Annotated in this window: 24 protein-coding genes; 13 read left to right on the top strand and 11 right to left on the bottom strand. The window is 48.9% G+C overall.

Translation table 11 applies throughout. The features are described from left to right. Positions 1-39 precede the first annotated feature (39 nt). The 5 genes from NDK19_RS01710 to NDK19_RS01690 form a co-directional block, all read right to left on the bottom strand. Complete coding sequence (locus tag NDK19_RS01710; RefSeq protein WP_250630098.1) at positions 40-813, bottom strand: LysM peptidoglycan-binding domain-containing protein; 774 nt, start codon at positions 811-813, stop codon at positions 40-42. Positions 814-950: 137 nt separating this feature from the next. After that, a complete protein-coding gene (radA, locus tag NDK19_RS01705) occupies positions 951-2,351 on the bottom strand; it encodes a DNA repair protein RadA (RefSeq protein ID WP_250630097.1) in 1,401 nt (466 codons plus the stop codon). 130 nt (positions 2,352-2,481) lie between these two features. After that, positions 2,482-3,210, bottom strand: coding sequence for a gliding motility-associated ABC transporter permease subunit GldF (gene gldF, locus NDK19_RS01700; RefSeq protein ID WP_250630096.1), 729 nt, complete (start codon positions 3,208-3,210; stop codon positions 2,482-2,484). Positions 3,211-3,300: 90 nt separating this feature from the next. Beyond that, on the bottom strand, positions 3,301-4,446 hold the full coding sequence (locus NDK19_RS01695) for an efflux RND transporter periplasmic adaptor subunit (RefSeq protein WP_250630095.1): 1,146 nt from the start codon (positions 4,444-4,446) through the stop codon (positions 3,301-3,303). A 15-nt stretch (positions 4,447-4,461) separates the two neighbouring features. Then, entirely contained in the window at positions 4,462-7,590 is a 3,129-nt protein-coding gene (locus NDK19_RS01690) for an efflux RND transporter permease subunit (RefSeq protein ID WP_250630094.1), read from the bottom strand. A 291-nt stretch (positions 7,591-7,881) separates the two neighbouring features. Here NDK19_RS01690 and NDK19_RS01685 point away from each other — a divergent pair, with 291 nt between their 5' ends. The 4 genes from NDK19_RS01685 (at position 7,882) to proS (ending at position 10,868) form a co-directional block, all read left to right on the top strand. Then, the gene (locus NDK19_RS01685) at positions 7,882-8,379 is read left to right on the top strand and encodes a hypothetical protein (RefSeq protein WP_250630093.1); all 498 of its coding nucleotides are present in this window, start codon (positions 7,882-7,884) and stop codon (positions 8,377-8,379) included. Between the two features lie 242 nt (positions 8,380-8,621). After that, the gene (locus NDK19_RS01680; protein ID WP_250630092.1) at positions 8,622-8,885 is read left to right on the top strand and encodes a hypothetical protein; all 264 of its coding nucleotides are present in this window, start codon (positions 8,622-8,624) and stop codon (positions 8,883-8,885) included. Continuing rightward, positions 8,882-9,307 (top strand): type II toxin-antitoxin system VapC family toxin, encoded by a 426-nt coding sequence (locus tag NDK19_RS01675; RefSeq protein WP_250630091.1) that lies wholly within the window; start codon positions 8,882-8,884, stop codon positions 9,305-9,307. The genes NDK19_RS01680 and NDK19_RS01675 overlap by 4 nt, the downstream gene beginning before the upstream one ends. A 79-nt stretch (positions 9,308-9,386) precedes the next feature. Beyond that, the gene (gene proS, locus NDK19_RS01670) at positions 9,387-10,868 is read left to right on the top strand and encodes a proline--tRNA ligase (protein ID WP_250630090.1); all 1,482 of its coding nucleotides are present in this window, start codon (positions 9,387-9,389) and stop codon (positions 10,866-10,868) included. Positions 10,869-10,953: 85 nt separating this feature from the next. Here proS and trxA read toward each other — a convergent pair whose 3' ends face one another. The 3 genes from trxA to NDK19_RS01655 form a co-directional block, all read right to left on the bottom strand. Continuing rightward, positions 10,954-11,274, bottom strand: a complete 321-nt coding sequence (gene trxA, locus NDK19_RS01665; RefSeq protein ID WP_250630089.1) for a thioredoxin — start codon at positions 11,272-11,274, stop codon at positions 10,954-10,956. A 79-nt stretch (positions 11,275-11,353) separates the two neighbouring features. Then, a complete protein-coding gene (locus NDK19_RS01660; RefSeq protein WP_250630088.1) occupies positions 11,354-12,172 on the bottom strand; it encodes an alpha/beta hydrolase in 819 nt (272 codons plus the stop codon). Between the two features lie 37 nt (positions 12,173-12,209). Beyond that, positions 12,210-12,989, bottom strand: coding sequence for a LexA family transcriptional regulator (locus NDK19_RS01655; protein WP_250630087.1), 780 nt, complete (start codon positions 12,987-12,989; stop codon positions 12,210-12,212). Positions 12,990-13,153: 164 nt separating this feature from the next. On the opposite strand from NDK19_RS01655, the gene NDK19_RS01650 reads away from it, so the two are divergent. Next, on the top strand, positions 13,154-13,333 hold the full coding sequence (locus NDK19_RS01650; RefSeq protein ID WP_250630086.1) for a hypothetical protein: 180 nt from the start codon (positions 13,154-13,156) through the stop codon (positions 13,331-13,333). A 31-nt stretch (positions 13,334-13,364) separates the two neighbouring features. Continuing rightward, positions 13,365-14,150, top strand: coding sequence for an alpha/beta fold hydrolase (locus NDK19_RS01645; RefSeq protein ID WP_250630085.1), 786 nt, complete (start codon positions 13,365-13,367; stop codon positions 14,148-14,150). Here the strand turns inward: NDK19_RS01645 and NDK19_RS01640 are convergent. Further along, a complete protein-coding gene (locus NDK19_RS01640; protein WP_250630084.1) occupies positions 14,147-15,529 on the bottom strand; it encodes a C1 family peptidase in 1,383 nt (460 codons plus the stop codon). The genes NDK19_RS01645 and NDK19_RS01640 overlap by 4 nt on opposite strands. A gap of 63 nt (positions 15,530-15,592) precedes the next feature. On the opposite strand from NDK19_RS01640, the gene pssA reads away from it, so the two are divergent. The 6 genes from pssA (at position 15,593) to NDK19_RS01610 (ending at position 21,181) form a co-directional block, all read left to right on the top strand. Then, on the top strand, positions 15,593-16,270 hold the full coding sequence (gene pssA, locus NDK19_RS01635; protein ID WP_250630083.1) for a CDP-diacylglycerol--serine O-phosphatidyltransferase: 678 nt from the start codon (positions 15,593-15,595) through the stop codon (positions 16,268-16,270). Next, the gene (purS, locus tag NDK19_RS01630; protein ID WP_250630082.1) at positions 16,267-16,518 is read left to right on the top strand and encodes a phosphoribosylformylglycinamidine synthase subunit PurS; all 252 of its coding nucleotides are present in this window, start codon (positions 16,267-16,269) and stop codon (positions 16,516-16,518) included. Before pssA ends, purS begins: the two co-directional genes overlap by 4 nt. A gap of 6 nt (positions 16,519-16,524) precedes the next feature. Beyond that, on the top strand, positions 16,525-16,776 hold the full coding sequence (locus NDK19_RS01625) for a hypothetical protein (protein WP_250630081.1): 252 nt from the start codon (positions 16,525-16,527) through the stop codon (positions 16,774-16,776). A gap of 38 nt (positions 16,777-16,814) precedes the next feature. Further along, entirely contained in the window at positions 16,815-17,702 is an 888-nt protein-coding gene (locus NDK19_RS01620) for an alpha/beta hydrolase (protein ID WP_250630080.1), read from the top strand. 232 nt (positions 17,703-17,934) lie between these two features. Continuing rightward, a complete protein-coding gene (locus tag NDK19_RS01615; RefSeq protein ID WP_250630079.1) occupies positions 17,935-19,602 on the top strand; it encodes a S41 family peptidase in 1,668 nt (555 codons plus the stop codon). An 82-nt stretch (positions 19,603-19,684) separates the two neighbouring features. Beyond that, entirely contained in the window at positions 19,685-21,181 is a 1,497-nt protein-coding gene (locus NDK19_RS01610; protein ID WP_250630078.1) for a potassium/proton antiporter, read from the top strand. A gap of 52 nt (positions 21,182-21,233) precedes the next feature. On the opposite strand, the gene NDK19_RS01605 is transcribed toward NDK19_RS01610, so the two are convergent. Beyond that, positions 21,234-21,854, bottom strand: a complete 621-nt coding sequence (locus NDK19_RS01605; RefSeq protein WP_250630077.1) for a polysaccharide deacetylase family protein — start codon at positions 21,852-21,854, stop codon at positions 21,234-21,236. Further along, on the bottom strand, positions 21,854-23,668 hold the full coding sequence (typA, locus tag NDK19_RS01600) for a translational GTPase TypA (protein ID WP_250630076.1): 1,815 nt from the start codon (positions 23,666-23,668) through the stop codon (positions 21,854-21,856). Before typA ends, NDK19_RS01605 begins: the two co-directional genes overlap by 1 nt. Before the next feature lie 168 nt (positions 23,669-23,836). Here typA and ppsA point away from each other — a divergent pair, with 168 nt between their 5' ends. After that, the gene (gene ppsA, locus NDK19_RS01595) at positions 23,837-26,206 is read left to right on the top strand and encodes a phosphoenolpyruvate synthase (protein ID WP_250630075.1); all 2,370 of its coding nucleotides are present in this window, start codon (positions 23,837-23,839) and stop codon (positions 26,204-26,206) included. Positions 26,207-26,214: the final 8 nt, after the last annotated feature.

The following is a 26,214-nucleotide window of genomic DNA, read 5'->3' as shown; positions in this document are numbered from 1 at the left end:
GGTTTACACAAATCTACTGATTTTGGCACTATGTCGGTTTTATTTCTCGTAAGTAACCTCTACGGGGAATCGGTCGTTCATTACGCCCAATGCACGGCATGCACCTGCGGAAAGTTTAACGATTACTTTTTTATCGCTGTCCACGTTAGGGATTTTACCGATAACTTTTGCCAGCACGGCGCGCTTGGTGCTTTCGTTGTAGATACGAATCATACTGCCTTCGGGTGCCGAGCGATGCAGCGCAACGTTGAGTTTAGCATCTACCCCGCTAATCATCATGCCCATGCCGCGCTCGTTGATGATGCGCCCTTTGCCGGTGAGAAACTGTTCCTGCTTGACTTCGTTGCTTAAATCTCCCACAACCAACTTTTGCCCGGGTTTTAAGCCCGTGTTGGCTGTTGTCAGGTTGTTCCATTGCATCAGGTTAGCTACCGTAGTGCCGTAGAGGCGAGCAATGCTGTTGAGTGTTTCCCCCTGCATAACGGCATGGTAGCGCTTGGTTTCCACTTTTGTTACCGCAGCCGGAGCAGACGAGGCCGCCACCACCGGTATAGCATCGGTTGCCGCACGCTGATTGTCAATAACGAGAATTTCCTGTCCTTCGCGGATGTGGTTGGCATTTTTGATGTTATTCAGTGCGAGCACCTCTTGCGGCTTCATGCCAAACTTGCGGGCAATGCCGTTCACGCTGTCGCCTTTTTTAACGGTGTATTTTATCTTTTTACCATCCTTGGGCGGCGTTTGTGCATCTAATGGCCGAATAATGCCCGATAGAACAGTTAATGCCAGAAAAAATAATATGCGGGATTTCATGGTCGGTGTCGTTTGAACAGCAATTCCTCAATTCGTTATGCAACAGCGTGCCGCTGCATGTGCGCACGCATCGTATAACGAAGTTAGGCAAAAGCTAACTAACTGCAAATAAAAGGCTTAGAATATTTTTGTTAAAGCTACACTATAAGTTTTTGAATCACTTCGCCCACATGTGCAACAGGATGGATTTTCATGTTGAAGCGACTCATTTCCAAGCCTTTGGTGTTGTAGCGGGAAATGAAAATCTGCCGGAAGCCCAACTTTTCGGCTTCGGCGATGCGGTTTTCTATGCGGCTCACGGCGCGGATTTCGCCACCCAGTCCCACTTCGCCCGCAAAACAGGTGTGCGGCGGAATGGCAATGTCCTCATACGATGAAACGATGGAAAGGCAGACGGCAAGGTCAATGGCTGGGTCTTCCACGCGGAAACCGCCGGCAATGTTCAAAAAAACGTCTTGCGTGCCGAGTCGGTAGCCTCCGCGTTTTTCCAGCACGGCCAGCAACATATTCAGTCGTTTGGCGTCAAAACCCGTGCTGCTGCGCTGCGGCGTGCCGTAGGTGGCTGCACTCACCAAAGATTGTACTTCTATTAACAGCGGGCGGTTACCTTCCAGCGTCGTGCCGATGCTGATACCGCTGAGGTGGTCATCGCGCTGCGAGAGTAAGATTTCCGAAGGATTGCCGACTTCGCGCAGGCCGCCGGTGCGCATCTCATAGATGCCGAGTTCCGAAGTAGAACCAAAGCGGTTTTTAATGGTGCGCAAAATGCGGTAAGTCAGGTGGCGGTCGCCCTCAAATTGCAGCACGGTATCCACCATGTGTTCCAGCACTTTGGGGCCTGCCAGTGTGCCTTCTTTGGTGATGTGCCCAATCAGAAAAACAGGTGTGCCGCTTTCTTTAGCATAGCGCAACAGCTCTGCGGTACATTCGCGGACTTGCGACACGCTGCCTGCCGCCGACTCAATGTGCGAAGTTGCCATTGTTTGAATGGAGTCCACAATGAGCAGTTCGGGTTCTAACTGCTCTATGTGTTTAAAAATATGCTGCGTGTTGGTTTCGGTCAGAATGAAGCACTCGCTTTGCGTCGCAGGTGTGATGGATTTATTTTCGGGCAGTTCAATGCGCTCTGCCCGCATCTTGATTTGCTGTTCGCTTTCTTCGCCCGAAATATACAGCACTTTCAGGGGCATATTCAGGGCGATTTGCAGCAAGAGTGTGGACTTGCCAATGCCCGGCTCGCCGCCAATGAGTACGATGCTGCCCGGCACGATGCCGCCGCCGAGTACGCGGTTCAGTTCTTTGTCGGGCGTGATGTGGCGCGGTTGCTCGGTGTAGTCTATCTCTGCAATGGGCTTAGGCTTCGGGGCTACGGACTGCTTGCCTTCGCTGCGCCATGTAGGTTTGGCTTTGTCTTCTTTGGCAATAATTTCTTCGGCAAAGCTGTTCCATTGTTGGCAAGAGGGGCATTTACCCATCCATTTGGCCGACTGATAGCCGCAATTCTGGCAGAAATAGGAGGTTTTGAGTTTGGCAGCCATTGTGTATCTTTTTTAGAAGAACGCTGATTTCAGGCAGATAACGCGGGTTTACGCGGATTTTTATTGGATAAAATAGCTTAATCGGCGTTTATCCGTGCCGTCTGCCAAAATCCGCGTGCATATATCGCCGTTACCATTTGCGGCTGCGCAAAACCAGCCATGTTAAATAATTGAAGATAAGCGCAGCACTCAACAGGTACAGCACATTGCGCGAATCAATCAGTCCGCGACCGAGCGCGCTGTAATGGTAGTCCAGCCCGAGTTGCGCCAAAATAACGGCACTGTCTGACCACAAATCCAGCGAAGCCACCGCACCTAGCCCGAAATACGCCACAAAGCAGAAAAATACAGCCAAAATGAAGGCTACAATCTGGCTATCGGTAAGTGAAGAGGCAAACACACCAATGGCGGCAAAAACACCGCCCAGCAGGAAAAGCCCGACATACGACCCAACAACGGCTGCGGTATCAATATTGCCTTTGGGCGAACCCAACTCATAAACCGAATAGTAGTAAACCAGCGTTGGCAGCAAGGCAATGCCTGTCAAAGCCCATGCGGCGAAGTATTTTGCCAGCACAATTTCCAAATCGCTCAATGGTTTGGTGAGCAGCCATTCCAGTGTGCCGTTGCGCTTTTCCTCGGCGAAAGCCCTCATGCAAATGGCAGGAACTAAAAACAGGAATACGAACGGCACAGTGTTAAAAAAGCCGTCCATACTTGCATATCCGTAGCTCAAAATGCTTGTATCGGGAAAAAGCCAGACAAACAGCCACACACCCGCCAGAAAAATGCTGATGACCAAATAACCGACCAATGAGCCGAAAAAACTGTTCAGTTCCTTTTTAAATATCGTCCACACGTTGGTTTGCGTTTTTTATTTTCTGACCTAACGTATGTAGGGACAAGGCACGCCGTGTCCCTACATTTATCCCGCTAAAATACGACAAAATCACTCACTCTCTTTGTCCATAGTAGAGGTGAGGTAATATACACCCGACTGCACAAAAGGCTTGCCTTTCCACTGCGGCGGAACGACGATTGCCGAAAAGCCGCTTTCGGAAGCTATTTTTTCTACCGGAATTTTTTCAAAAGTGAGATTGTCCGACACTTGTTCCTTCAAGGCGAAGGCATACCAACGGTCGTCTTCTTTGACAAGCGCATCGTCGGGCAACGACTCGTGCGGCATGTCGTTGGTATGGATTTGTGCTTCTACGAACATGCCGGGTTTGAGTGTAACATCGTCGCGGTCAAAGTGTGCCTGTACTTCCACACTCTTGGTCGCGTTGTCAAATGCGCGATTGACCAAAATAATTTTTGCTTTGTATTCTTTTTCAGCGCCCATAATGCGCACTGTTACGGGCTGCCCTACGCGAACTTTCAGCACATCGCGCTCAAAAACTTTCAGCACAATGTGTAAATGTTCTTGACTGATGATTTTGCAAAGCATTTCGTTGGCGGCTACGAACTTGCCCGTATTGATGCCCACTTCGGTAACATTGCCGCTGATGGGTGCTCTGATGACCACCTGTGGCTGAATATCGCCGCGATTGAGTGCTGCCATATCCACGCCCAGCATTTCCAATTGGCTGCCCAAGCTGCGTACCTGTATGCGGGCAGCGTTATAGGCATTTTCCGCCGCTTCCTGCTTTTGTGCGGCGGTGGCGTTGGCGGCTAACAGCTCTTCCTGACGGCGCAACTCTTTTTCGGCGTAGGTCAGTTGGTTGCGGGCTTCCAAATAGTTCTGTTGCAGGCGGATGTAATCGGGGTGTTCCAATACCGCCAATACATCACCTTTTTTGACGGTCATACCCGCCAAAAGGTCGGTTTTTTTAACAATTCCGCCCATTACTGCCGTAATGGAAATATTTTCCGAAGGCGGTACTTCCAACGTGCCGTTGGCGGCTACGGCAATGCCAATATTGCGCCGTTGCAGCGTATCCCAACGGATGCCTGCCTGCTCTGCCTGCTGTCGGCTAAGCGTTACGGATGTTGCGGGTGTTTTTTGCGGGGTGCTTGTTTCGGCAGTGTCGGTTTGCTGCTTATCGGAACAAGCCCAAACGGCAGGCAAGAGCAATACATACAAAATTTTACGCATGGTTGTCAGTACGGATTAATTTTTTTCTGTTGAGCGTTCAAAAGTGCGCTCTGCCCATTCGTACAAAACGGGCAGCACCAACAAAGTAAGTAACAAAGCGGTTATCAACCCGCCGATAACAACGGTTGCCAGCGGTTTTTGCACCTCTGCCCCCGCCTGTGTGGATGTTGCCATCGGCAGAAAGCCCAAAGCCGCTACCATTGCCGTAGTCAGAATCGGGCGGAAACGGATGTGCGTACCTTCCAGCACGCGGCTGCGAATATCGCCGATGCCGTCGTGTTTGAGGTGGTTAAACTGCCCGATAAGCACAATGCCGTTCAGTACGGCAACGCCAAACAGGGCAATAAAGCCGACACCCGCCGAAATGCTGAAAGGCATATCGCGCAGCCACAGCGCCAAAATGCCGCCGATAGCCGCCAGCGGAACGGCGGAAAAGATGAGCAACGACTGCCGAACAGAAGTAAAAGTAAAATACAACAAAATCAGAATCAGCCCCAGCGCAGCGGGAACGGCAACGCTCAAACGCGCTTTTGCTGCCTGCAAGTTTTCAAACTGACCGCCGTACACGATGCTGTACCCGGGCGGCAGTTTCAGACGGCTTGCCAGCGTTTTTTCCACCTCACCAATGAACGATTCCACGTCGCGGTTGCGGACGTTTACGCCAATGACGATGCGGCGCCGCGTATCCTCGCGGGTGATGAGCGAAACGCCCTGTTCTTCCACAATATCGGCTACTTCTTTGAGCAACACCTGATTGCCGTCGGGCAAATTGACGTACAAATTGGCAATGTCGTTGAGCCGGTGGCGCATCTGTTGCGGCAGCCTTGCTACCAAATCAAAACGCCGCTCGCCTTCATAGACCGTTCCCGCGGCAAGCCCTGCAAAGGCAATTTGTACGGTGCGGTTCAGTTCTTCTATGGAAAGCCCGTATTGTGCCACTTTATCGCGCTTATAGCGCACGACTAACTGCGGCATACCTGCGGTTTGTTCCACGCGAACGTCGCCCGCCCCCTGAATTTTGGCAATCAGTTGGGCAGCCTCTGCGCCTTTTTCTGCCAGCACGTCCAAATCTTCGCCAAAAATTTTGATGGCAACATCGCTTTTTACGCCCGTCATCAGTTCGTTGAAACGCAACTGAATGGGCTGCGTAAACTCGTAGCTCACCCAAGGCATGTATTCGGCAAGTTTGGCTTTCATCAGGTTGGAAATGGTTTCGCGGTCTTGGGCTTTTTTCCACTGCGAACGCGGGTGCATCACAATGGCAATGTCGGAATCTTCCACGCCCATCGGGTCGGTGGGAATTTCTGCCGAACCCGTTTTGGCAACAATGGTTTTTACCTCGTCGGGAAAATGTTTGAGCAGGATTTTCTGCATTTCCAGCGAGGTGCGTATGCTTTCCGACAGCGACGTGCCGACGGGAACTACCTGCTGACAGGCAAGGTCGCCTTCGTCCAGCGTCGGGATGAACTCGCCGCCCATGCGCGAAAACAGCCACAAACAGCCCGCAAATATTGCCGCAATCAGCGTGAGGAAAAGTGCCTTGTGGCGCAAAGCCAGCAACAGCACGGGGCGATAAAAGCCGTGCAGCCATTCAACCATGCGGTCGGAAAAATTAACCTTTTTGACCGTATGTTTAGACAAAAACAGCGCGGAAGCCATCGGCACGTAGGTAAAAGAGAGCAACAACGCCCCGAAAATGGCAAAGCCTACGGTTTGCGCCATCGGCTTGAACATTTTGCCCTCAATGCCGGTCAGTGCCAGAATCGGCAGGTAAACCATCAGGATAATCAGCTCGCCGAAGGCTGCCGAACGGCGAATTTTGGCAGCGGTCAGAATCACTTCCTCGTCCATTTGAGCCGCGCTAAGCCGATGCGGCAAGTCGCCGCCGTGCAGGCGGTGCATCATCGCCTCTACAATGATGATTGCCCCGTCCACAATCAGCCCGAAGTCTATCGCGCCCAAGCTCATCAGATTGGCGGAAACGCCGAACAAGTCCATCATGCCCAGCGCAAAAAGGAACGACAGCGGAATCACGGAAGCCACGACCAAGCCCGCCCGCAAGTTACCCAGCATCAGCACCAGCACGGCAACGACAATCAAGCCGCCTTCGGTCAAATTTTGCGCCACCGTTCGGATGGTTTTTTCTACCAAAATGCTGCGGTCTAAGTAAGGCTCTATGCGGATGCCTTCGGGCAGAATTTTTTGCACCTGTGCCACGCGTGCCTTCACGTTGGCAATGGCATCGGAAGAGTTTGCGCCTTTGAGCATGAGCGTAATGCCGCCCACGACTTCGCCTTTGCCGTCTTTGGTCATGGCACCGAATCGCGGGGCAAAACCCAACTGTACGGTTGCCACATCGCGCACCAACACGGGCAGGTTGCCTTTTCGGGTAACGACAATTTTTTCAATATCGGCGATGCCTTGCGCCAGCCCCTCGGCGCGGATGTAGAAAGCCCGCTGCCCGCGTTCCATGTAGCTGCCGCCCGTGTTCTGATTGTTCATCTGCAAAGCGCGGAACAAATCCATAGGCGTTAGTCCGAAGCTGCGCAGGCGGTCGGGCAGCACGGAAACTTCGTATTGCTTCACAAAACCGCCGAAACTGCTCACGTCGGCAATGCCGGGGATGCCCGCCAAGTAGCGTTTCACCAACCAATCCTGAATGGTGCGCAATTCCATAGGCGAATAGCGGCTTTCGTAGCCCGGTTGCACCTGCAAAACGTACTGATAAATTTCGCCAAGCCCCGTAGTAATCGGCATCATTTCGGGTTTGCCGAATTCGGGCGGAATGTTGGCTTCGGCAATGCGCAACTGTTCGGCTACCAATTGGCGCGCCTGCAAAATATCCATGCCTTCCTCAAAAACAATGGTAACAACCGACAGCCCGTAGCGCGAAATGGAACGGATTTCCACTTTGCGCTGCACGTTTGCCATTGCCAATTCTATGGGAAAAGTGATAAATTTTTCTACCTCTTGCGGGGAAAGCGAAGGGGATTGGGTAATAACCTGCACCTGATTGTTGGTGATGTCGGGTACGGCATCCAGCGCAATTTTAGTAGCCGAATAGCCCCCCCAAATTACCCAGATGAGCATCAGCAAACCGATGATGAGTTTGTTGCGCACCGAAAATGCAATGATTGCATCCATGAACGTTTGTGATTGACAAGTGGTGATTGTTGATTGACGATTTGCAAAAAAATATGTCTAATCAGCGCGGCTAATTTACGGACTTCCGCGCCTGTATTGCAAAAAATGCCGCAATTTGAAATCAGTCTTGATTGGTAAATGGGTGGACGATTTTAAATGATTGACAGCATAGCTGAGTAGATTGTTGAAATATATATAGAAACTACTTTATAAAAAAAAACATCAAAACGGTTGGATAATTATTGGTTTACTGTTAAAAAGCTGATATTTTGCTTCAAATCAATCAATCTTATGAAAATCAAAGTTTTGTTATCCATTGCCGTGATGTTAATCATCACACTTAGCTTCTCTGCCTTAGCACAAGAGTCTATTATTCTTACCAAAGGTAAGCGAACTCGTGTTATACCTAAGGGGGATTTGTTGGAAGTGCAGTATGGACCCGGTTTAAGTATATCGGGAATATTACAGTTTACTCAGGAAGGACAACCTGTACTGGCATTTGGCGGTGCAGAGACATCATCACATGCCATTAATCTGGAATATACCCAAGCTATTTTTCTTCCGCGTAAAAATCCGGTAGGAAGGGCATTATTATGGAGTACGGTCAATGTTGCGGTCGGAGCCGGGGTTGCTGCATTGTATGGTAGTCCACTATTTGGCAGCAGGCAGTTCAATTACATGCAAGGCTTTGTAATAGGAATGGGTGTTGGAAGTTCTACCACAAGAAGTATCCAAAATAATAAGCGTGCCTTCCGAAAATCTAAAGGTTGGCGCTTTGAGGTAAGGTAGTCAAGCAATTTTCAGGCAAAATCTGCATATGGGCGCAGCTATGATTGTATTTTGCTTGAACAACTTTTTGTATCGGAAAACTTGCCCGTTCGGTAATTCCGCCGCCTGTTTGAGCATCTGCCCCGTCAAATGCCGTTTTTATGAAAAAAACTCACCGATAAATTTATGCCGTCAACTAATCCGCTTAGGAATTCGTACCTTAGAAAAGTTGTTGTACATGAAAGACTCAAAGCAATAAACTTATGTCAAGAGTAGATTTTTTGTTGCAGGAATTAGAAAAATTGGATACGGCGGAATTATGGGCGGTTTGGGATTATTTACAGCAAAAAATCCGCAAGATGCTTATGCGCTCATCGGCTTCAAGTATGGAAGAAGCCGTACCCGCAAAAGAAACCGCTGCCTTATCTGCTCATGAGTTTTCATTTGCAAAAACCCGTCGCCTGCTGGCAGGCAAAAATTTGCATTTGGGTGAAACAGTCATAGAAGAAAGACGCAGCTATCAATGATTGTATTTTTGGATACTTCAGCATTAGTCAAACTGTACAGTCCAGAAACAGGTACTGCTGAAATGGATTTGCTTTTTTCCAAAAATATTACCCGAATATATTTATCAAAAATAAGTTTGTTGGAATTTGAGTCTGCTATTCGCAAAAAAGTTCGCACGGGACATCTTACCCAACCCGAAGCCGAAGCATTATCAGCATCGTTTATGTTTGACTTGCGTCATTATCAAATAGTGGATATCGGTAATTCCATTATTGAGAATGCATGGGCTTTACTCAAAAAATACGGTCACCAAGGGCTGCGCACGCTTGATTCCATACAATTGGCAACCGCAATTAGCCTTCGTCAAGAAGTAACTGTCAATAAAACTTTTGACACGCTGCTTGAACAACTTTTTGTATCGGAAAACTTGCCCATTCGGTAATTCCGCCGCCTGTTTGAGCATCTGCCCCGCAAAGCCTAACTTTGCGACTTAGTTTTGCACGCAAAGAAAGCACGCCACTATGAGCAATAATAAAGCATTACCTAAACGCAGCGAAGACTATTCGGGCTGGTACAACGAACTTGTCAAAAAGGCAGACCTTGCCGAACATTCATCCATTAAAGGTTGCATGGTGATTAAGCCCTACGGCTTTACCATCTGGGAAAAAATGCGCGACACGTTGGATAAAATGTTCAAAGACACCGGACACGTGAACGCCTATTTCCCTCTTTTCATCCCCAAGTCGTACCTGAGCAAAGAGGCTTCGCACGTAGAGGGTTTTGCCAAAGAATGTGCCGTTGTTACGCATTACAGGCTTAAAAATGCACCCGACGGCAGCGGCGTAATTGTTGACCCCGAAGCCAAATTGGAAGAAGAACTCATTGTGCGCCCCACATCGGAAACGGTTATCTGGAACACCTACCGCAATTGGATTCAGAGCTACCGCGACCTGCCGCTGCTCATCAATCAGTGGGCAAACGTGGTTCGCTGGGAAATGCGCACGCGTTTGTTTTTGCGCACCGCAGAGTTCCTCTGGCAAGAAGGACACACGGCACACGCCACCGCGCAGGAAGCTGTTGAAGAAACCGTACAAATGCTGAACGTGTACGCCGAATTTGCCGAAAAACACATGGCAATGCCTGTTATCAAAGGCGTAAAAACTGCCAACGAACGCTTCGCGGGCGCGGTAGATACCTACTGTATTGAAGCACTGATGCAAGACGGCAAAGCATTGCAGGCAGGCACTTCGCACTTTTTGGGTCAAAACTTCGCCAAAGCCTTTGACGTGCGCTTTACAACCAAAGAAGGCAAGCAAGATTTTGTTTGGGGTACTTCGTGGGGCGTGAGTACGCGCCTGATGGGTGCGCTGATTATGGCACATTCGGACGATGACGGCTTGGTACTGCCGCCGAACCTTGCCCCCATTCAGGTAGTCATCGTACCGATTTACCGCAGCGATGAGGAAATGAACGCCGTCAATGCCAAAGCCGCCGACATTGCACAGCAGTTGCGCAAAGCGGGTATTTCCGTAAAGCACGACAACCGCGACACGCACAAGCCGGGCTTCAAGTTTGCCGAATGGGAACTGAAAGGCGTTCCGTTGCGCATTGCCATCGGTCCGAAAGATTTGGAAAACAACACCGTAGAGGTAGCCCGCCGCGATACGAAAACAAAAGAAATCATCGGCATGGACAGTATTTACGATTATGTGCCTAAAATGCTGGACACCATTCATGACTCTATCTACCAACGCGCCAAAAATTTCCGCGACAGCATGATTACCCGCGTGGACAGCTACGAAGAGTTTAAAGAAGTGCTGGAAACCAAAGGCGGCTTCATCAGCGCGCACTGGGACGGCACGGGCGAAACCGAAGAGCGCATCAAAGCCGAAACCAAAGCAACTATCCGCTGCATTCCGTTAGACAATCCGCAGGAAGAAGGCAAGTGCATCCTGACGGGCAAACCTTCCAAAGAGCGCGTATTGTTTGCGCGGGCATATTAAGATTTTACGAAGTCTGACGATAAAAAATAAATGAGTCATCCTGAATTTTTCGGGATGACTCATGTTTTGTATCGGGGAGCAAGAACTACATATGTGGCTCGAGCAATTTTACCAGCTCACTTTTGGGAGCAGCACCTATTTTTTTGGCTACTACCTGACCGTTTTTAAACACCATCAGGGTAGGGATGCTGCGAATGTCAAAAATAGCGGGAATGCGTGATTGCTCATCTACGTTTACCTTACCGATAATGGCTTTGCCTTCCAGTTCAGCAGCCATTTGTTCGATAGCCGGGCCAATCATTTTGCAGGGGCCGCACCACTCTGCCCAAAAATCTACCAATACAGGCCGGTCGCCATTGATGTATTGTTCAAAATTGCTGTCCGTTAATTCGATAGCTTTTGCCATAATTTAAGATGTTTTTTTATTTTAAGTTCAAAACTCCTAATACAACAATTGTGCAGGTAAATAAGTTTGCGACAAATCGTCAGGTAGTCGGCAAATATCCGAAAGCCCATAGCATAAAATCGGGGAAAGCCTTTGCCCATGTGCGCTGGTTGTGCTGCCCGCCTTGTATTTCTAAGTAGCGCACATCTGTCAAGGTATTATATCCTTTGTGATGTAATTCGCCAATCAGGTCAAGCGTATCGTCTATGGCGTCAATAATTCCGTTATTGTTGCGGTCTTCCTTTTCATCGTCCGTGCCGGCTTCAAACCAAAATTTTAACCCGCGCTTATGATGACCATTGCGCACAACTGCATGAATAATGCGGTCGGAGTTGGCAAAACTGTCATTGGCGGAGTGTTTGCGCCACCAAAAAGCACCGGAGCAAACGCCCACGCGACCAAACAGCCACGAATGATGCCATGCAATATCAAATGCGGAAAGGCCACCCAGCGAACAGCCGAATATAGCCCGACAGTCGGCTTGTTGAGCAAGCACAAAACGCTGTTCAAGTGCCGGCATCAATTCTTCTATCAAAAAGGCAGTGTACAGATGAGCCTTGCTGCCGCGCTTGGCATAATCGGGGATGTTGGCTGTACCGTATTCCTGAATGCGTTCTGTGGCATGTACAGCGGCTATAATGGTAGGTCGGACGGCTTTTTTGGCTGTCAGTTTGTGTAAAGTTTCGCGAAGATGCAAGGCTTGTGCATCCTGTCCGTCGTTAACAATCAGCAGGCAGGCGGGTGCATCTGCCCGATGACCGTGCGGAAAAAAAAGGTCTATCCTTTTCTCGAATTTCAAGTGCTTGGAATCCAGATAGATAGTTAAGTCGGCATAGTTTGCCGCTGGAGATTGTTGCATAATCGGATGCCGGCTTAAAGGGCAAAATTAACCAAAATCAGCCATTTGCCCGTTGTTTTTCTACCCGCTCCAATCGTGCCTCCAACTGTGCTATGCGGTTGTTAAGGTCTTCGGAGGCAGGGCTTAACTGGTCGGTAAGCCGCCAGTTTACCTTCCATATCTCCATTACCTCGCTGTGCTCCATATCAAACGGCGGATGTTTGGGGTTATCGGAAACAAGGGTAAGGTATTGGCTGTGGAGTTTGTTTTTTATGCGTTTTACCTGCAAACCTCGTTCGGAAACCACTACGCAAACCTGCCCTTCGTCCAAATATTCCCACTCGCTGCGGTCTATCAGGTGGCAAATCAGATAGTCGTTTTCATATAAGGTTGGCTCCATACTGTCTCCGGTTACTTGCAGTGCATAACATTGCTTGCCTTTGACAAAACTGCGGGGCAGGTTGATAACGTCCAATTCTTCAAAATACTCCTGTGTCTGATAACCTGACAAATAGTTGGCAGCGGCTCGGCGGTTAATTACAGGCACGGCCACAATATCAGCCGATGTTTGCTGCGGCAGCATCATAATTCGCTCATGCTCTGTTGTGCGTTTGAGCATGTGCCCGTTGCCGCTCAAAATCCATTCAATATTAAGCGTGGGGTAGGTAGCAGCCATTTTTTGCAGCACTTCAAATCCGGGTTTGCTCTGTTGCTTGCCTTTGGTGTAGTTATTGATAACCGCAGGTTTTACACCTATCGATTCTGCAAAGCGCTTTTCGTTCCCATCGGCAAAGTGCCCGATAATTTCTATCAACCGCTGACTAACTGCTCCCTCCATAAATTTTTAAATATTTGATTAATAAAAATTGATTTTTAAATCTTTAATAATTAAGTTTGTCGGACAAAAATAAGTAAATAATTAAATATACGCAAGTCTGAGGGCTTCTAACTGCCTGTATTTCTTGCCGAAAATGAACATTTTATATCAATATTTAAACAACCATGAAGACTGTTTATTCATCCGAAAAAGAGCGTACGGTTGCCGAGCGGCAGCAAATTATTGTCATGCGCAACAAGCAGTATGTCCGCGTACAGGACGATATGACCGACCTCTACGTGCAAAGCCGCACAGGGGAACCGGCTGTGCGAAAGCGCAAACGGATTAACAAAATGGCAGGATAAGGTCAGTAGGTTTATATTTGCCGTAAAAAAAATGGCAAAGCCTTATCTGCATTACAGAACATTTGGTTCAGGGCAGCAGGTTTTAATAGCTTTTCACGGTTTCGGGCAGGACAGCAGTTTCTTTGCGCCTCTATCCGATGCCTTCCCCCAATACACGGTTTATGCAATTGACCTTTTTTTTCACGGAGAAAGCCACTGGCCTGAACCTTCTCAACCTTTACTGCGCGAAAATTGGCAGCAATTAGTCGCTGATTTTTTGGCCAAACACAATATTGACCGGTTTGACCTGATTGGGTTTTCTATGGGCGGGCGCATTGCACTGGTAACTTATGAGTTGTTTGCACCGCAAATTGGTCGGATGTGGTTGTTAGCGCCCGACGGCATTAAAACCAACGCTTGGTATCGGGTAGCTACGCGCAACAGACTGTTGCACGGCCTGTTTCGGTATATCACATCCGAAAATGCCAATATTTTTCATTACAGCGTTCGGGCACTCGAGAAACGCCGCCTGCTGCACCCGATGCTTGCCAAATTGGCACAGCAACAGATGCGCACGCCTGCACTGCGCAAACGGGTGTACAATACATGGATGCTGTATCGCTACTTAGAGCCGAGCTTGCGGGCTATCAGTTGGTTGGTGCATCTGTACAGGCCTCAGGTGCAGATAGTTACGGGTGAGTATGACCGCGTCATTCGTCCGCATTACATGAAAAAACTAACCGATTTGTTAGGCAGTCTTTGCACGCACCGTACATTTGCCTGCGGGCATCAGGGCGTATTGGCAGCATGGATTAACAGCCAAAAACAAGACCATTAAGGCCTTCTGATTTCTATCACCATCGGAACGGCTTTTGCCGTACCTAACGCCGAGAAATCGGCAGTTGAGTAGCGATAATTGACAACGTCGGTGAGGAGGTTGTACTCCCGAAGCGCTTGTTTCAGTCGTTCCATCGGCAGCCCTTTCAGTTGCTTTACGCGCTGCATAACGCCCCATAAATTTACAGGCGTACTGCTGTAAATCATGCACAAATATTCATTGCCCACGGCGTTGTCCATGATGATATGTTCGCCTTCGCTTGGCAGAATGATATTGGAGTGCTCATAGCTCAACAGCGGACTTTGATTGCTGTTGCTTGGGAAAAGCTGCGTACACTCGTTATTAATGTCCAAACCAAAAGCATAAAAGTACATTTGCTCGCGGTTGGCTACCTGTATCTGGAAGCGCGTACCGGCCTGATAGGTCTGGTTGGTGCGATAATGTCCGCCGGTGCCGCCTATCTCCATGGTGCTGCCCGTGCTTTGTTTAAGTACTATGTTAGCCCCGAAAGTCTCCCGCAACAAGGGCTTTTCTGTGGGGAAATCCACCATTTCGTAGGCTTCCATGCATATGCGCTGAAAGTCTTCATATTTTACCCAGATAAAACCGTCGTTGCCCCATGCCGTGCCCCAACTGTTCATAATTTCCAATGCGCCGCCGTAGCGGTTGTCATCATATCCCACAATCGTTACAGCGTGGTAATAGCTGCTGTTTTCATATGGCAGCGGCGACCACAACCCTTTGGCATTGTCCAAAGACCGCAGATAGCGAATGGTAGTAACCACAGGTTTACCTTCTGCCAATGCCTTTTTCACGTACCTGATAATATTGCTGCGGTCTGCTGTTTCGTTGGCGTTAAATAACTTGCGGTAGTCCTGAATTGCATTGCTGCGCGCACGCAGTTTGTAGTCAAAAGAAACCTGCTTGCTGCAATCAAAGCCAAAGTCGCTGTGCAGCACCGCCCCCACCGATTTGAGCGTAAACAGTGCATCCACCAGAAATGTGCCCTTGATGCAGCCTTGGTCGCGTCGGATTTGATTGTAGATAAACGAAGGGGAAAAGGCAGTCTGATTGACCAGCGTAGCGTTGGATATGTTTCTCCGCTGCACCATCAGGATGGTGCGTGCGGCATAAGCAGTTGCCCATGCGGTACAAGTGCCCGTATTTGCTTGGTCTTGTGGCGTAGGACAATATTTTTTCAGCGAGGCGGTAACAGGCACAATATAGTTGCCGCGCACTAATTCCACCGCCATCGGGACGCTATCGGCTTTGGCGGGGTCGTATAAACAGCCGGCAATACGCTCTTGTGCCGCAAGCGGCTGACTGAGTAGAAGCAGCATCAGCACGCTGCGATATGTCAGGTGATTGAACAGTTTCATAACGGGTAAATTTGGAGGGTTGTACGAACTATCTGTAATTTGCCCGAAAATAACGTGCCGAATATGATTGAACAAATCAAACAACAAATTCCTAACGCACTGACCTGCACCAATTTAATCTGCGGATGTTTGGGCATTATTTCGGTTTTTCAGGGTTCATTGGAGTGGGCTGCTTATTTTATTTACATTGCTGCACTTTTTGATTTTGCCGATGGCTTTGCGGCTCGCCTGCTCAACGTACAAGGCGAATTGGGCAAACAGTTGGATTCGCTGGCCGACGTGGTGAGTTTTGGCGTACTGCCCGGCTTCATCCTGTTCCGCCTGATGAACGAGGCACAAGGCGGCGAATGGGCATATTTGGCGATGCTCGTGCCCGCATTCTCTGCGCTGCGGCTTGCCAAATTCAATATAGACCCGCGTCAAAGCGATTCGTTCATTGGCGTACCTACGCCTGCCAATGCCTTGCTTATCAGCGCATTGCCGTTTGCAGGCGCACACTTCCCTGCCTTGCTCGGCCTGCCTGTTTTGGCGACAGTGGCGGTGGTGATGTCGTTGCTGTTAGTGGCAGAACTGCCGCTGCTGGCACTTAAATTTAAAGGATGGAACTGGCAACAATACAAATTTCAATACATCCTGTTGTTGGCAGGGCTTGTTTTGCTTTTTACTTTTAAATTTGCAGCCATACCGCTGATTATTCTTATTTACATCGGTCTTTCCATCATCAAAAAAATTGCCTCATGAAATTTATCGCTGAAATTCAGGTAATGCCACAGAAAGAGATTTTAGACCCACAAGGCAAAGCCGTATTGCTGGGCTTGAAAAATCTGGGGATTCAGAATGTAGCCGATGTACGTATCGGGAAAAACATCCGCATGGAGTTGGATGTGGCCGATGAGGCGGCAGCCCGCGAAGAAGTTGAGATGACCTGCCAAAAGCTGCTTGCCAACCTGATTATGGAAGATTACAGCTACCGAATTTTTCCTGCTTAAACAACGATGAATCCGCTTGCCCGCCAACTGTATCGCAAATGGTTGCTCATGGCGCCGCTGGGGTTAGTACTCATCGGGCTGGGGTTGAGCCTTTTTGGGGAGGCAGCCATGCGCAAGTATGCCCAAGCCGATTTTTGGGATTGGTTTCTGTACGGAACTTTCAGTTTGGCAGTATTCAATGCGGGGCTTTCGGTCTTCGGAGAGGCTGTTGTTTGTCGCAGCCGCTATATGAGCATGAAAGACCGTGAGAAAAATTAACCATTCTTGCTTATCTTTCGCAGGATAAAAACTGCGATATGAAAAAATTACACACACTGATTGGAGCAATCCTTTTCTGGTTTGCTGTTGTTCCTACGACTGCATCTGCCCAAAACGGGCAAGTTTTGGAAAGTCTCAAAATGAACAGCAAAATTTTGGGGCGCGATGTGAAGTACACACTCTATCTGCCGCCTGATTATGCTACCTCGCAAAGGCGCTACCCTGTATTGTATTTGCTGCACGGCTACACCGGCAACGATACGGACTGGGTACAATTTGGTGAAGCCAACCATACGGCAGACAAGGCAATAGCTGCCGGCGAAATACCGCCAATGATTATCGTCATGCCCGACGGACGCAACGATTGGTACGCCAACGACTACCAAGGCAAAAACCGCTACGAGGACATGTTCATCAAAGAACTGATTCCTTTTATTGATGCCACCTATCGCACCCGCACACAAAAAGAATTTCGCGCCATTGCGGGGCTTTCCATGGGGGGCTACGGCTCATTGCATTTGGCAGCCAAAAACACGGAACTTTTTGCTGCCGTAGCTGCTTTCAGTGCAGCGGTATTCACCGACCAAGAGGCCATTGACGCACCCAAAGACCGCTATGACCAGACTTTTGCGTGGATTTACGGGCCGGGCGAAGGCAAAGAACGCCTGACTGACCATTGGCGCAAATACAGTGTGTTGGACTTGATGAAAACCGTTCCTGCCGAAAAGCTCAAATCGGTGCGGTGGTACATTGACTGCGGCGACGATGACTTTCTTTACAAAGGCAACGATGCACTGCACACCACCATGCGCGATATGAACATTCCGCATGAATACCGCATACACGACGGCGCTCATACATGGACTTACTGGCGCACTTATCTGATTGAAGGATTAAAGTTTGTCGGACAAAGTTTCCGCCGCTAAACTAATCTCAGCCTTTTTGCGTTCTGTAAAAAGATTGCAAGCAGTTGAGCAATTAAAAACGCATGACACAAGTACGCGGATTGTTGCGGATGAGATATGGTTTTCGCGGATTTCTTCAATCCGAAATCGTAAATCCGAATACTGACATGCTGTTTTGTTTTGCTTGTTTACTGAATAACTGTGTAAGCTACTACTTGCTTCTTAAATCGCTTATTCTCAATATGAATTGCTTATGAGTATTCGCAAAAAAGCCATCTTCGCAGGTGTCGGCTCTCTTTTGGTGCTAACATTCGCCTTTACCAATCCCGACGAAAAATATTTTGAGATAGCCAAAAACCTTGAAATATTTGCCAGTCTGTTCAAGGAAATCAACATGTTTTATGTGGACGAGGTCAGCCCGCAGGAACTCATTCAACAGGGTATAGAGTCTATGCTCAACAACTTAGACCCTTACACCAACTACATCCCCGAAGAACAGATAGAAGACTACCGCGTAATGACCACAGGGCAATACGGCGGCATTGGCGCTAACGTAGGCACGCGAACAGACCCTGTTACCAAAAAAGAAAAAGCCGTTATCATGATGCCGATGGAAGGATTTCCTGCCCACAAAGCAGGCTTGCTCATTGGCGACGAAATCATCAAAATTGATGACATCAATATTGAAAACAAGGACAGCGAAGAAGTAAGCCAACTGCTCAAAGGTCAGGCAGGTACCACCATCAAACTTGCCATCAGACGCGTAGGAGTAGATAAGCCGCTGGAATTTGCCATTAAGCGTGAAAAAATTACCATTTCCAATGTGCCTTACTACGGCATGGTTACGCCCGAAGTCGGCATGATTCAGTTGTCTGACTTTACGCAGAATGCAGGCAAGGAGGTGCGGGATGCATTGAATAAACTCAAAGAGCAGGGAGCCAAAAACATCATTTTGGACTTGCGCGGCAACCCCGGAGGGCTTTTGAGCGAGGCGGTGAACGTATCCAATATATTTGTTCCCAAAGGAAAGGATGTAGTAAGCACCAAAGGCAAGGTGAAAGAATGGAACAAAACCTATGTTGCCCTTAACAACCCCGACGATACGGAGATTCCGTTAATCGTACTGACCAGCAGCACCAGCGCATCGGCAGCAGAAATTGTTTCCGGCGTGATTCAGGACTATGACCGAGGCGTAATTGTAGGGCAAAACAGTTTCGGTAAAGGCTTGGTGCAGGCTACGCGCTCCCTTTCTCATAATTCAAAACTGAAAGTAACCGTTGCCAAATACTACATCCCAAGCGGCAGGTGCATTCAGGCCATTGATTACAGCCACCGCAACCCCGACGGCAGCGTGGGTAAAATACCCGATTCGTTGCGCAGGGAATTTAAAACAGCGGGCGGACGCACCGTTTACGATGGCGGCGGCGTAAAACCCGATGTAGAGGTAGAAAAGCCCAACTACGCTCCCATTACACGTAGCCTGCTCAACAAAGGGTTTATCTTTGATTATGCTTCCTTCTATCGTCAGAAGAACCCTACGCTTCCTTCTCCGCGAAACTTCAAGCTAACAGATGCCGCATATGGCGACTTTGTTAAATGGCTTGCCGGTAAAGACTATGACTACACCACACAAGTAGAAAAAACCATTGACGAATTGGCCAAAACCGCGAAAGCCGAAAAATATTATGAAGACATTAAGCCACAGTTGGACAATTTGCGCAGCAAAGTTTCGCACAACAAAGAACAAGATTTAATCAAATTCAAATCCGAAATTGCCGAATTGCTCGAGCGTGAAATTGTTTCGCGCTACTATCTGGAAAAAGGCAGCATGGAAGCCTCTTTTGACGACGACCCCGATATTCAGGCAGCACTTGCACTGTTTAAAGACCCTGCCCGATTCCGCAAAATATTGGGTAAATAATTTTGGTTACATTCGTCTAATTGCATGGCAAAACATAACTTTTGCCATGCAATTTTATTTTCACCGATAATTCCGATAGACCATGAACTTCACCATAGAAAACAGCTTGTTGATTAGCGCTGTCTTGCTGCTTATCAGCATTTTGGCAGGCAAAACCTCTTTCAAATTAGGCATACCTACTTTGTTGTTGTTTTTGCTGATTGGTATGCTGGCAGGCTCGGAATCTATCGGCGGCATCTATTTTGACGATGCCCGCGTGGCGCAGTTTATCGGCATTGTATCGCTCTGCTTCATCTTGTTCTCCGGCGGGCTGGATACCGACTGGAAAGCCATTCGCCCTGTGCTTTGGCAAGGCATCTCTCTTTCAACCATTGGCGTTTTATTCACCGCCGTTTTGGTAGGGCTTTTTGTTACCCAAATTACCGACTTTACCATTTACGAAGGGCTACTGCTGGGGGCAGTGGTTTCATCTACCGATGCGGCGGCCGTTTTTTCTATTTTACGCTCTAAAAACTTGGCACTGAAAGGCAACCTGCGCCCTGTGCTGGAAATGGAAAGTGGCAGCAACGACCCCATGGCCTACGTGCTGACGCTGGCCTTTTTAGGGATGGTAACAAACCCCTCAACCGATATTTTTTCCATCATCATTATGCTGTTGCGCCAAATGACCTTTGGCGGTATCAGCGGTTTGTTATTCGGGCGGCTTGGCAAATGGATAATCAACAGCATCAAACTGGATTTTGAAGGACTTTACCCCGTGCTGGTGATTGCAATCATGTTTCTCACCTTTTCAACAACCGATTTGATAGGAGGCAACGGGTTTCTGGCCGTGTATCTGTGTGCCGTGTATCTGGGCAATCAGGACTTAATCCATAAGAATACCATCATGAAGATGTTTGACGGGCTGGCGTGGCTGATGCAGATTATCTTATTCCTGACATTGGGACTGCTGGTTTTCCCTTCTCAAATCATCCCGATTATGGGCGTAGGTATTGTCATTTCGCTGTTTTTGATGTTGGTTGCCCGACCTTTGGGAGTGTTTGCTGCATTAGTATTTTTTAGGGTGCACATTCGCAAGCGGCTGTATATTTCATGGGTAGGTTTGCGCGGTGCTGTGCCGATTGTGTTTGCCACTTACCCTATGCTGGCAGGGATTGAAAAATCGCACATGATTTTCAACATCGTATTCTTCATTACCCTTACTTCTGTGCTGATACAAGGCTCATCTCTTTCACTTGTAGCGCACTGGCTGCGTGTGGCCTTACCCGAAAAGGTCAAGCCTCGCAGCCCGCTCAATTTATTCCTTTCGGAAACGGCCAAAACCATTATAGATGAAACCGTGCTTGCACCCGACGGGTATGCCGTAGGCAAAAAGATAGTAGATTTGAAATTCCCTCATGCGGCTATTATTGCCATGATTAAGCGCGAAGGAAAGTTTATTATCCCCAATGGCTCTACGCAGTTGCAGGCCGGCGATAAACTCATCATTTTGTCCGACACTGTGGAAAATATCGGGAAAGCCCACCGTTGCCTCGGGCTTACCGATGATGAGGTACATATCCCCGATTTTTCCTCGTAATATCTGCCAAATGAATGTTGCAATACCCAAATGGTTTGGCAGATACCTGTTATTACAATGCCTCAAAAGTGAAACCCAAATCGGCGAAATGTGCTAAGTAACGGGGCAGGGCATAGCGGATATTTCTATCTGCTTTGAGGTTGTCGTGGAATACCGCAATGGAACCGGGACGAGTAACGGCGATAGAGTTGTTCAGGCAGTCCTCGGGGCGAATGCTTGGGCTGTAGTCGCAAGTAAGCACATCCCACATGATAATTTCGTAACGATTGCGCAGGGCTGCTGCTTTTTGCGAAGTAATGCGCCCGTAGGGTGGGCGAAATAAACGGCAAACAGCCCCGTGCTTCTCCATTTCGGAAAGGCAGAGGGCTGCATTGGCCATGTAGCGGTCAAAAGAGTTTGTCCAACCGCTTAAATGATTGTATGTATGATTGCCTACGGCGTGCCCTTCGGCAAGCGTGCGGCGAAAAATTTGCGGATTGCGCATCACATTTTCACCGACACAAAAGAAAGTGGCTTTTGCGTTGTAATCGCGCAGCACGTCCAATATCCACTCTGTCATGGTAATAGGGCCGTCGTCAAAGGTGATATAAAGCACCTTTCGGTCGGTTGGTTTGCGCCAAGTAAATCCGCTAAACCAACGGTGCATCCATTCGGGCGTGCTGTGGATATGCATTAAGCGGTTTCAAGTTCGCGTTTTTCCTGACGTTTGCGCTCATTCTCATCCAGAATGATTTTTCTCATGCGGATACTGAGCGGCGTAACTTCCACATACTCATCTTTCTGGATATACTCCATGGCTTCCTCCAACGAGAACTGGCGCTTAGGGGCAATACGTACGTTATCATCGGAGCCGGAAGCGCGCATGTTGGTCAGTTTTTTTCCTTTTTGTATGTTGATAATCAGGTCGCTGGGGCGGTTGTGCTCACCGATTACCTGCCCTGCATACACTTCCTCGCCCGGGTCAACAAAGAAGATACCTCTGTCTTGCAATTTATCAATGGAATAAGCCGTACCCGGGCCGTTGTCCATAGAAATCAGCGAACCGTTGATGCGCTCGGGGATAGGGCCTCGGAAAGGTTCGTAGCCATTGAAACGATGTGAAATAATGGCTTCTCCTTGTGTGGCGGTCAGCATATTGCTGCGCAAGCCAATCAGGCCGCGTGCCGGAATATTGAACTCCAAATGCTGCAAGTCGCCTTTGGGCTCCATAATCAGCAGTTCGCCTTTGCGCTGCGTTACCAGTTCAATTACCTTACCGGCAAACTCTTCGGGAACGTCCACAACCAATGTTTCCATAGGCTCGTGGCGTTGTCCGTCAATTTCCTTAAATACTACCTGCGGCTGGCCTACTTGCAACTCGTAACCTTCGCGGCGCATGGTTTCAATCAGCACCGACAAGTGGAGAATGCCGCGACCATAGACTAAAAAGCGGTCTTCCGAATCGGTCGGTTTTACGCGCAGTGCGAGGTTCTTCTCGGTTTCTTTCATCAGGCGGTCGCGCAGGTGGCGTGAGGTAACAAACTTGCCTTCTTTGCCGAAGAAAGGAGAGTTGTTAATGCTGAACACCATGCTGATGGTTGGCTCGTCAATGGCAATGCGTGGCAAGGGCTCGGGATTTTCCGCATCGGTGAGCGTGTCGCCGATTTCAAAATCTTCCAGACCAATGACGCCGCAGATATCGCCGGCGCGTACTTCGCTCACTTTTTCGCGACCCAAGCCTTCAAATACGAACAACTCTTTGATGCGCACTTTCTGGATGCTGCCGTCGCGTTTGCAAAGTGCCATCGGCGTATTTTCGCGCAGCACGCCGCGGAATACGCGACCGATGGCTATGCGGCCTACGTAAGCCGAATAGTCCAGCGATGTTACCTGCATTTGCGGAATACCGTCGGGTGCAGGTGCCGGAGGAATAACCTCCAAGATAGTGTCCAACAGCGGCAAAATGCTGTCTGTTTTCACCTTCCAGTCGTGGCTCATCCAACCTTGCTTAGAAGAACCGTACAGCGTTTGGAAATCTAACTGCTCTTCGGTTGCGCCAAGGTTAAACATCAGGTCAAACACCGACTCGTGCACTTCGTCGGGGCGGCAGTTTTCTTTATCTACCTTATTGATTACTACAATCGGTTTTAATCCTAAGCCAATGGCCTTGCTCAATACAAAGCGGGTTTGCGGCATCGGCCCTTCAAACGCATCCACCAACAACAATACGCCGTCTGCCATTTTCAGCACACGCTCTACCTCACCGCCAAAGTCGGCGTGCCCCGGAGTGTCTATGATGTTAATTTTTACGCCTTTGTAGCGCACCGATACATTTTTGGCAACAATGGTAATGCCTCGCTCGCGTTCCAAATCGTTGTTGTCCAGAATAAGTTCGCCGGTTTGCTGGTTTTCGCGGAAGACCTGACAGGTGTGAATAATTTTATCCACCAGAGTTGTTTTGCCGTGGTCAACGTGGGCAATAATGGCGATGTTGCGGATGTTTTGCATAAGAAACTAAATGATACACAAGGGCTTTGCCCTCAATTGAGGCGCAAAGGTACGTCAAAACTACCGAAGCGCAAAGCCTTGATAATGATTAAGTTTCCGTGAAAATTTGGGCAACAGCCGTACTTTTTATAGCTTTATTCACCAACAAACAAACGATACGGAACAATTATGACTTTTTGCATTCCATTCAGCCGCATCCGCAATACCGATGTGGCACTGGTCGGAGGTAAAAATGCCTCTTTGGGTGAAATGTTCAATCAACTCGCGCCGCTGGGTATTCAAATTCCCGACGGTTTTGCCGTTACGGCAGAGGCCTATTGGTATTTTATAGAGCAAAACGGCCTGAAAGAAAAACTTGCGCAAACACTGGCACAATTAGATACGGCACATCTTGAAAACTTGTCCGAGGTAGGGCAGAAGTGCCGCGAGTTGGTAGCCTTAGGTAAAATACCCGATGCAGTTGCACAGCAAGTGCGGCACTCGCTGAATGCGCTCGGCAGTAGTGAAGAGTTATCGTTTGCTGTTCGGAGCAGCGCCACCGCCGAAGACCTGCCTACGGCAAGTTTTGCCGGCCAACACGACAGTTTTCTAAACATGCAAGGCGAAGAGGCCGTTATAGCAGCCGTTCACCGCTGTTATGTTTCGCTTTTTAACGACCGCGCCATCAAATATCGCGTGGACAACGGCTTTGAACATATGCACGTGGCTCTTTCGGTAGGCGTGCAGCGCATGGTTCGCTCCGACAAAGGCAGCGCAGGCGTTGCTTTCACCTTAGACCCCGAAAGCGGTTTTGACAAGGTGATTTATATTACTTCTGCTTGGGGATTGGGCGAAAATATTGTACAGGGGGCAGTCAATCCCGATGAATTTTACATATTTAAACCTTCCGTTGCGCAGGGTAAAAATGCGCTGATTAGCAGAAAGTTAGGCGCAAAGGAAAACAAGATGATTTATTCGCGGGGAACTGAACGCCCCATCACCAACGTAGAAACCTCACCACAGGAGCGCGGCGTGTATTCCATCAGCAATGCCGATGTGGAAATGCTGGGGCGCTGGTGCTATGCCATTGAGCAACACTACCAAATGCCGATGGACATAGAATGGGCAAAGGATGGTATTACCGGCGAATTGTTCATCGTTCAGGCACGCCCCGAAACCGTACACGCACAAAAACAGGCCATCAACATCAAAGAATACAAGCTGCGCGCCAAGGCCAAACCGCTTTGCAAAGGAAAAGCCGTAGGAAGTGCTATTGCAAGCGGCAGAGTATGTATCGTACACTCGCTGGCAGATGCAGGCAAAATACGACAGGGCGACATCATTGTGGCCGACATTACCAATCCCGATTGGAACGCCCTGCTGCGCAAAGCCATTTGCATTGTTACCAACAAAGGCGGCAGAACCAGCCATGCCTCTATTGTTGCCCGCGAATTGGGCATCCATGCCGTGGTAGGGACGGGCGATGCTACCCATAAACTGCACGACGGACAAATTGTTACTGTTTCCTGTGCCGAAGGCGACGAGGGCTACGTGTACGACGGTCAATTGGAATGGGAAGAAAAAGTGATTGATTTTCAGCAAATTCCTGAAACGTGTACCGAGCCAATGTTCATTTTGGCAGACCCCAACCGCGCGTTCCACTTGGCGCGCTATCCCAACAAAGGTGTGGGGTTGCTCCGCATGGAGTTCATCATCTCCAACAGCATCCGCGTTCACCCGATGGCCTTGGTCAAATTCCATGAACTGGCAAGTTTTAACGACAAAAAAGCCATTGAGGCCATCACGGCACAATACAGCGATAAGAAAAAGTATTTTATTGAAAAACTTTCCGAAGCGGTGGCGATGGTGGCAGCGGCATTTTATCCCAAAGATGTGATTGTGCGCATGAGCGACTTCAAAAGCAACGAATATGCGCAACTCATCGGCGGAAAACCTTTTGAACCCGAAGAAGAAAACCCAATGCTGGGCTTTCGGGGGGCGTCGCGCTACTACCACGAGCGTTACCGCGAAGGCTTCGGGCTGGAGTGCGAAGCCATGCGCATTGTCCGAGACGAAATGGGACTGACCAACGTTAAACTGATGATTCCGTTCTGCCGCACCATAGCCGAAGGCAAAAAGGTATTGGAAACAATGCAGTCCTACGGTTTGGAGCGCGGTAAAAACGGGCTGGAAGTTTATGTGATGGCAGAAATCCCCAGCAATGTGATTTTGGCACGGGAGTTTGCCGAAATATTTGACGGGTTTTCCATCGGCTCTAATGACCTGACACAATTGACCTTAGGCATAGACCGCGACTCTGCCATCATCAACGATTTATTTGACGAAAACAACGAGGCCGTCAGGGCGATGCTTGCCTCCGTAATTCAGGCGGCCAAGGCTGCCGGACGCAAAATCGGGCTTTGCGGGCAAGCCCCAAGCGACTACCCCGCCTTTGCGCAGTTTTTGGTAGAGCAAGGCATTGACAGTATTTCATTCACGCCCGATGCACTGCTCAAAGGCATTGAAAACATCAGCGCCGCCGAGCAACGACAGCGCTGAATGTTGCC

This window comes from Rhodoflexus caldus, from assembly GCF_021206925.1.
Taxonomy (GTDB): Bacteria; Bacteroidota; Bacteroidia; order Cytophagales; family Thermoflexibacteraceae; genus Rhodoflexus; species Rhodoflexus caldus.
The sequence above is the reverse complement of the archived record's forward strand: the minus strand, read 5'-3'. Positions and strand labels throughout refer to the sequence as shown.

Excerpts from the sequence above, each read along its gene's own strand:
- NDK19_RS01710 (WP_250630098.1), bottom strand. The coding sequence starts at position 813 with ATGAAATCCCGCATATTATTTTTTCTGGCATTAACTGTTCTATCGGGC.
- radA (WP_250630097.1), bottom strand. The coding sequence starts at position 2,351 with ATGGCTGCCAAACTCAAAACCTCCTATTTCTGCCAGAATTGCGGCTAT.
- NDK19_RS01695 (WP_250630095.1), bottom strand. The coding sequence starts at position 4,446 with ATGCGTAAAATTTTGTATGTATTGCTCTTGCCTGCCGTTTGGGCTTGT.
- NDK19_RS01690 (WP_250630094.1), bottom strand. The coding sequence starts at position 7,590 with ATGGATGCAATCATTGCATTTTCGGTGCGCAACAAACTCATCATCGGT.
- NDK19_RS01685 (WP_250630093.1), top strand. The coding sequence starts at position 7,882 with ATGAAAATCAAAGTTTTGTTATCCATTGCCGTGATGTTAATCATCACA.
- NDK19_RS01680 (WP_250630092.1), top strand. The coding sequence starts at position 8,622 with ATGTCAAGAGTAGATTTTTTGTTGCAGGAATTAGAAAAATTGGATACG.
- NDK19_RS01675 (WP_250630091.1), top strand. The coding sequence starts at position 8,882 with ATGATTGTATTTTTGGATACTTCAGCATTAGTCAAACTGTACAGTCCA.
- proS (WP_250630090.1), top strand. The coding sequence starts at position 9,387 with ATGAGCAATAATAAAGCATTACCTAAACGCAGCGAAGACTATTCGGGC.
- trxA (WP_250630089.1), bottom strand. The coding sequence starts at position 11,274 with ATGGCAAAAGCTATCGAATTAACGGACAGCAATTTTGAACAATACATC.
- NDK19_RS01660 (WP_250630088.1), bottom strand. The coding sequence starts at position 12,172 with ATGCAACAATCTCCAGCGGCAAACTATGCCGACTTAACTATCTATCTG.
- NDK19_RS01655 (WP_250630087.1), bottom strand. The coding sequence starts at position 12,989 with ATGGAGGGAGCAGTTAGTCAGCGGTTGATAGAAATTATCGGGCACTTT.
- NDK19_RS01650 (WP_250630086.1), top strand. The coding sequence starts at position 13,154 with ATGAAGACTGTTTATTCATCCGAAAAAGAGCGTACGGTTGCCGAGCGG.
- NDK19_RS01645 (WP_250630085.1), top strand. The coding sequence starts at position 13,365 with ATGGCAAAGCCTTATCTGCATTACAGAACATTTGGTTCAGGGCAGCAG.
- NDK19_RS01640 (WP_250630084.1), bottom strand. The coding sequence starts at position 15,529 with ATGAAACTGTTCAATCACCTGACATATCGCAGCGTGCTGATGCTGCTT.
- pssA (WP_250630083.1), top strand. The coding sequence starts at position 15,593 with ATGATTGAACAAATCAAACAACAAATTCCTAACGCACTGACCTGCACC.
- purS (WP_250630082.1), top strand. The coding sequence starts at position 16,267 with ATGAAATTTATCGCTGAAATTCAGGTAATGCCACAGAAAGAGATTTTA.
- NDK19_RS01625 (WP_250630081.1), top strand. The coding sequence starts at position 16,525 with ATGAATCCGCTTGCCCGCCAACTGTATCGCAAATGGTTGCTCATGGCG.
- NDK19_RS01620 (WP_250630080.1), top strand. The coding sequence starts at position 16,815 with ATGAAAAAATTACACACACTGATTGGAGCAATCCTTTTCTGGTTTGCT.
- NDK19_RS01615 (WP_250630079.1), top strand. The coding sequence starts at position 17,935 with ATGAGTATTCGCAAAAAAGCCATCTTCGCAGGTGTCGGCTCTCTTTTG.
- NDK19_RS01610 (WP_250630078.1), top strand. The coding sequence starts at position 19,685 with ATGAACTTCACCATAGAAAACAGCTTGTTGATTAGCGCTGTCTTGCTG.
- NDK19_RS01605 (WP_250630077.1), bottom strand. The coding sequence starts at position 21,854 with ATGCATATCCACAGCACGCCCGAATGGATGCACCGTTGGTTTAGCGGA.
- typA (WP_250630076.1), bottom strand. The coding sequence starts at position 23,668 with ATGCAAAACATCCGCAACATCGCCATTATTGCCCACGTTGACCACGGC.
- ppsA (WP_250630075.1), top strand. The coding sequence starts at position 23,837 with ATGACTTTTTGCATTCCATTCAGCCGCATCCGCAATACCGATGTGGCA.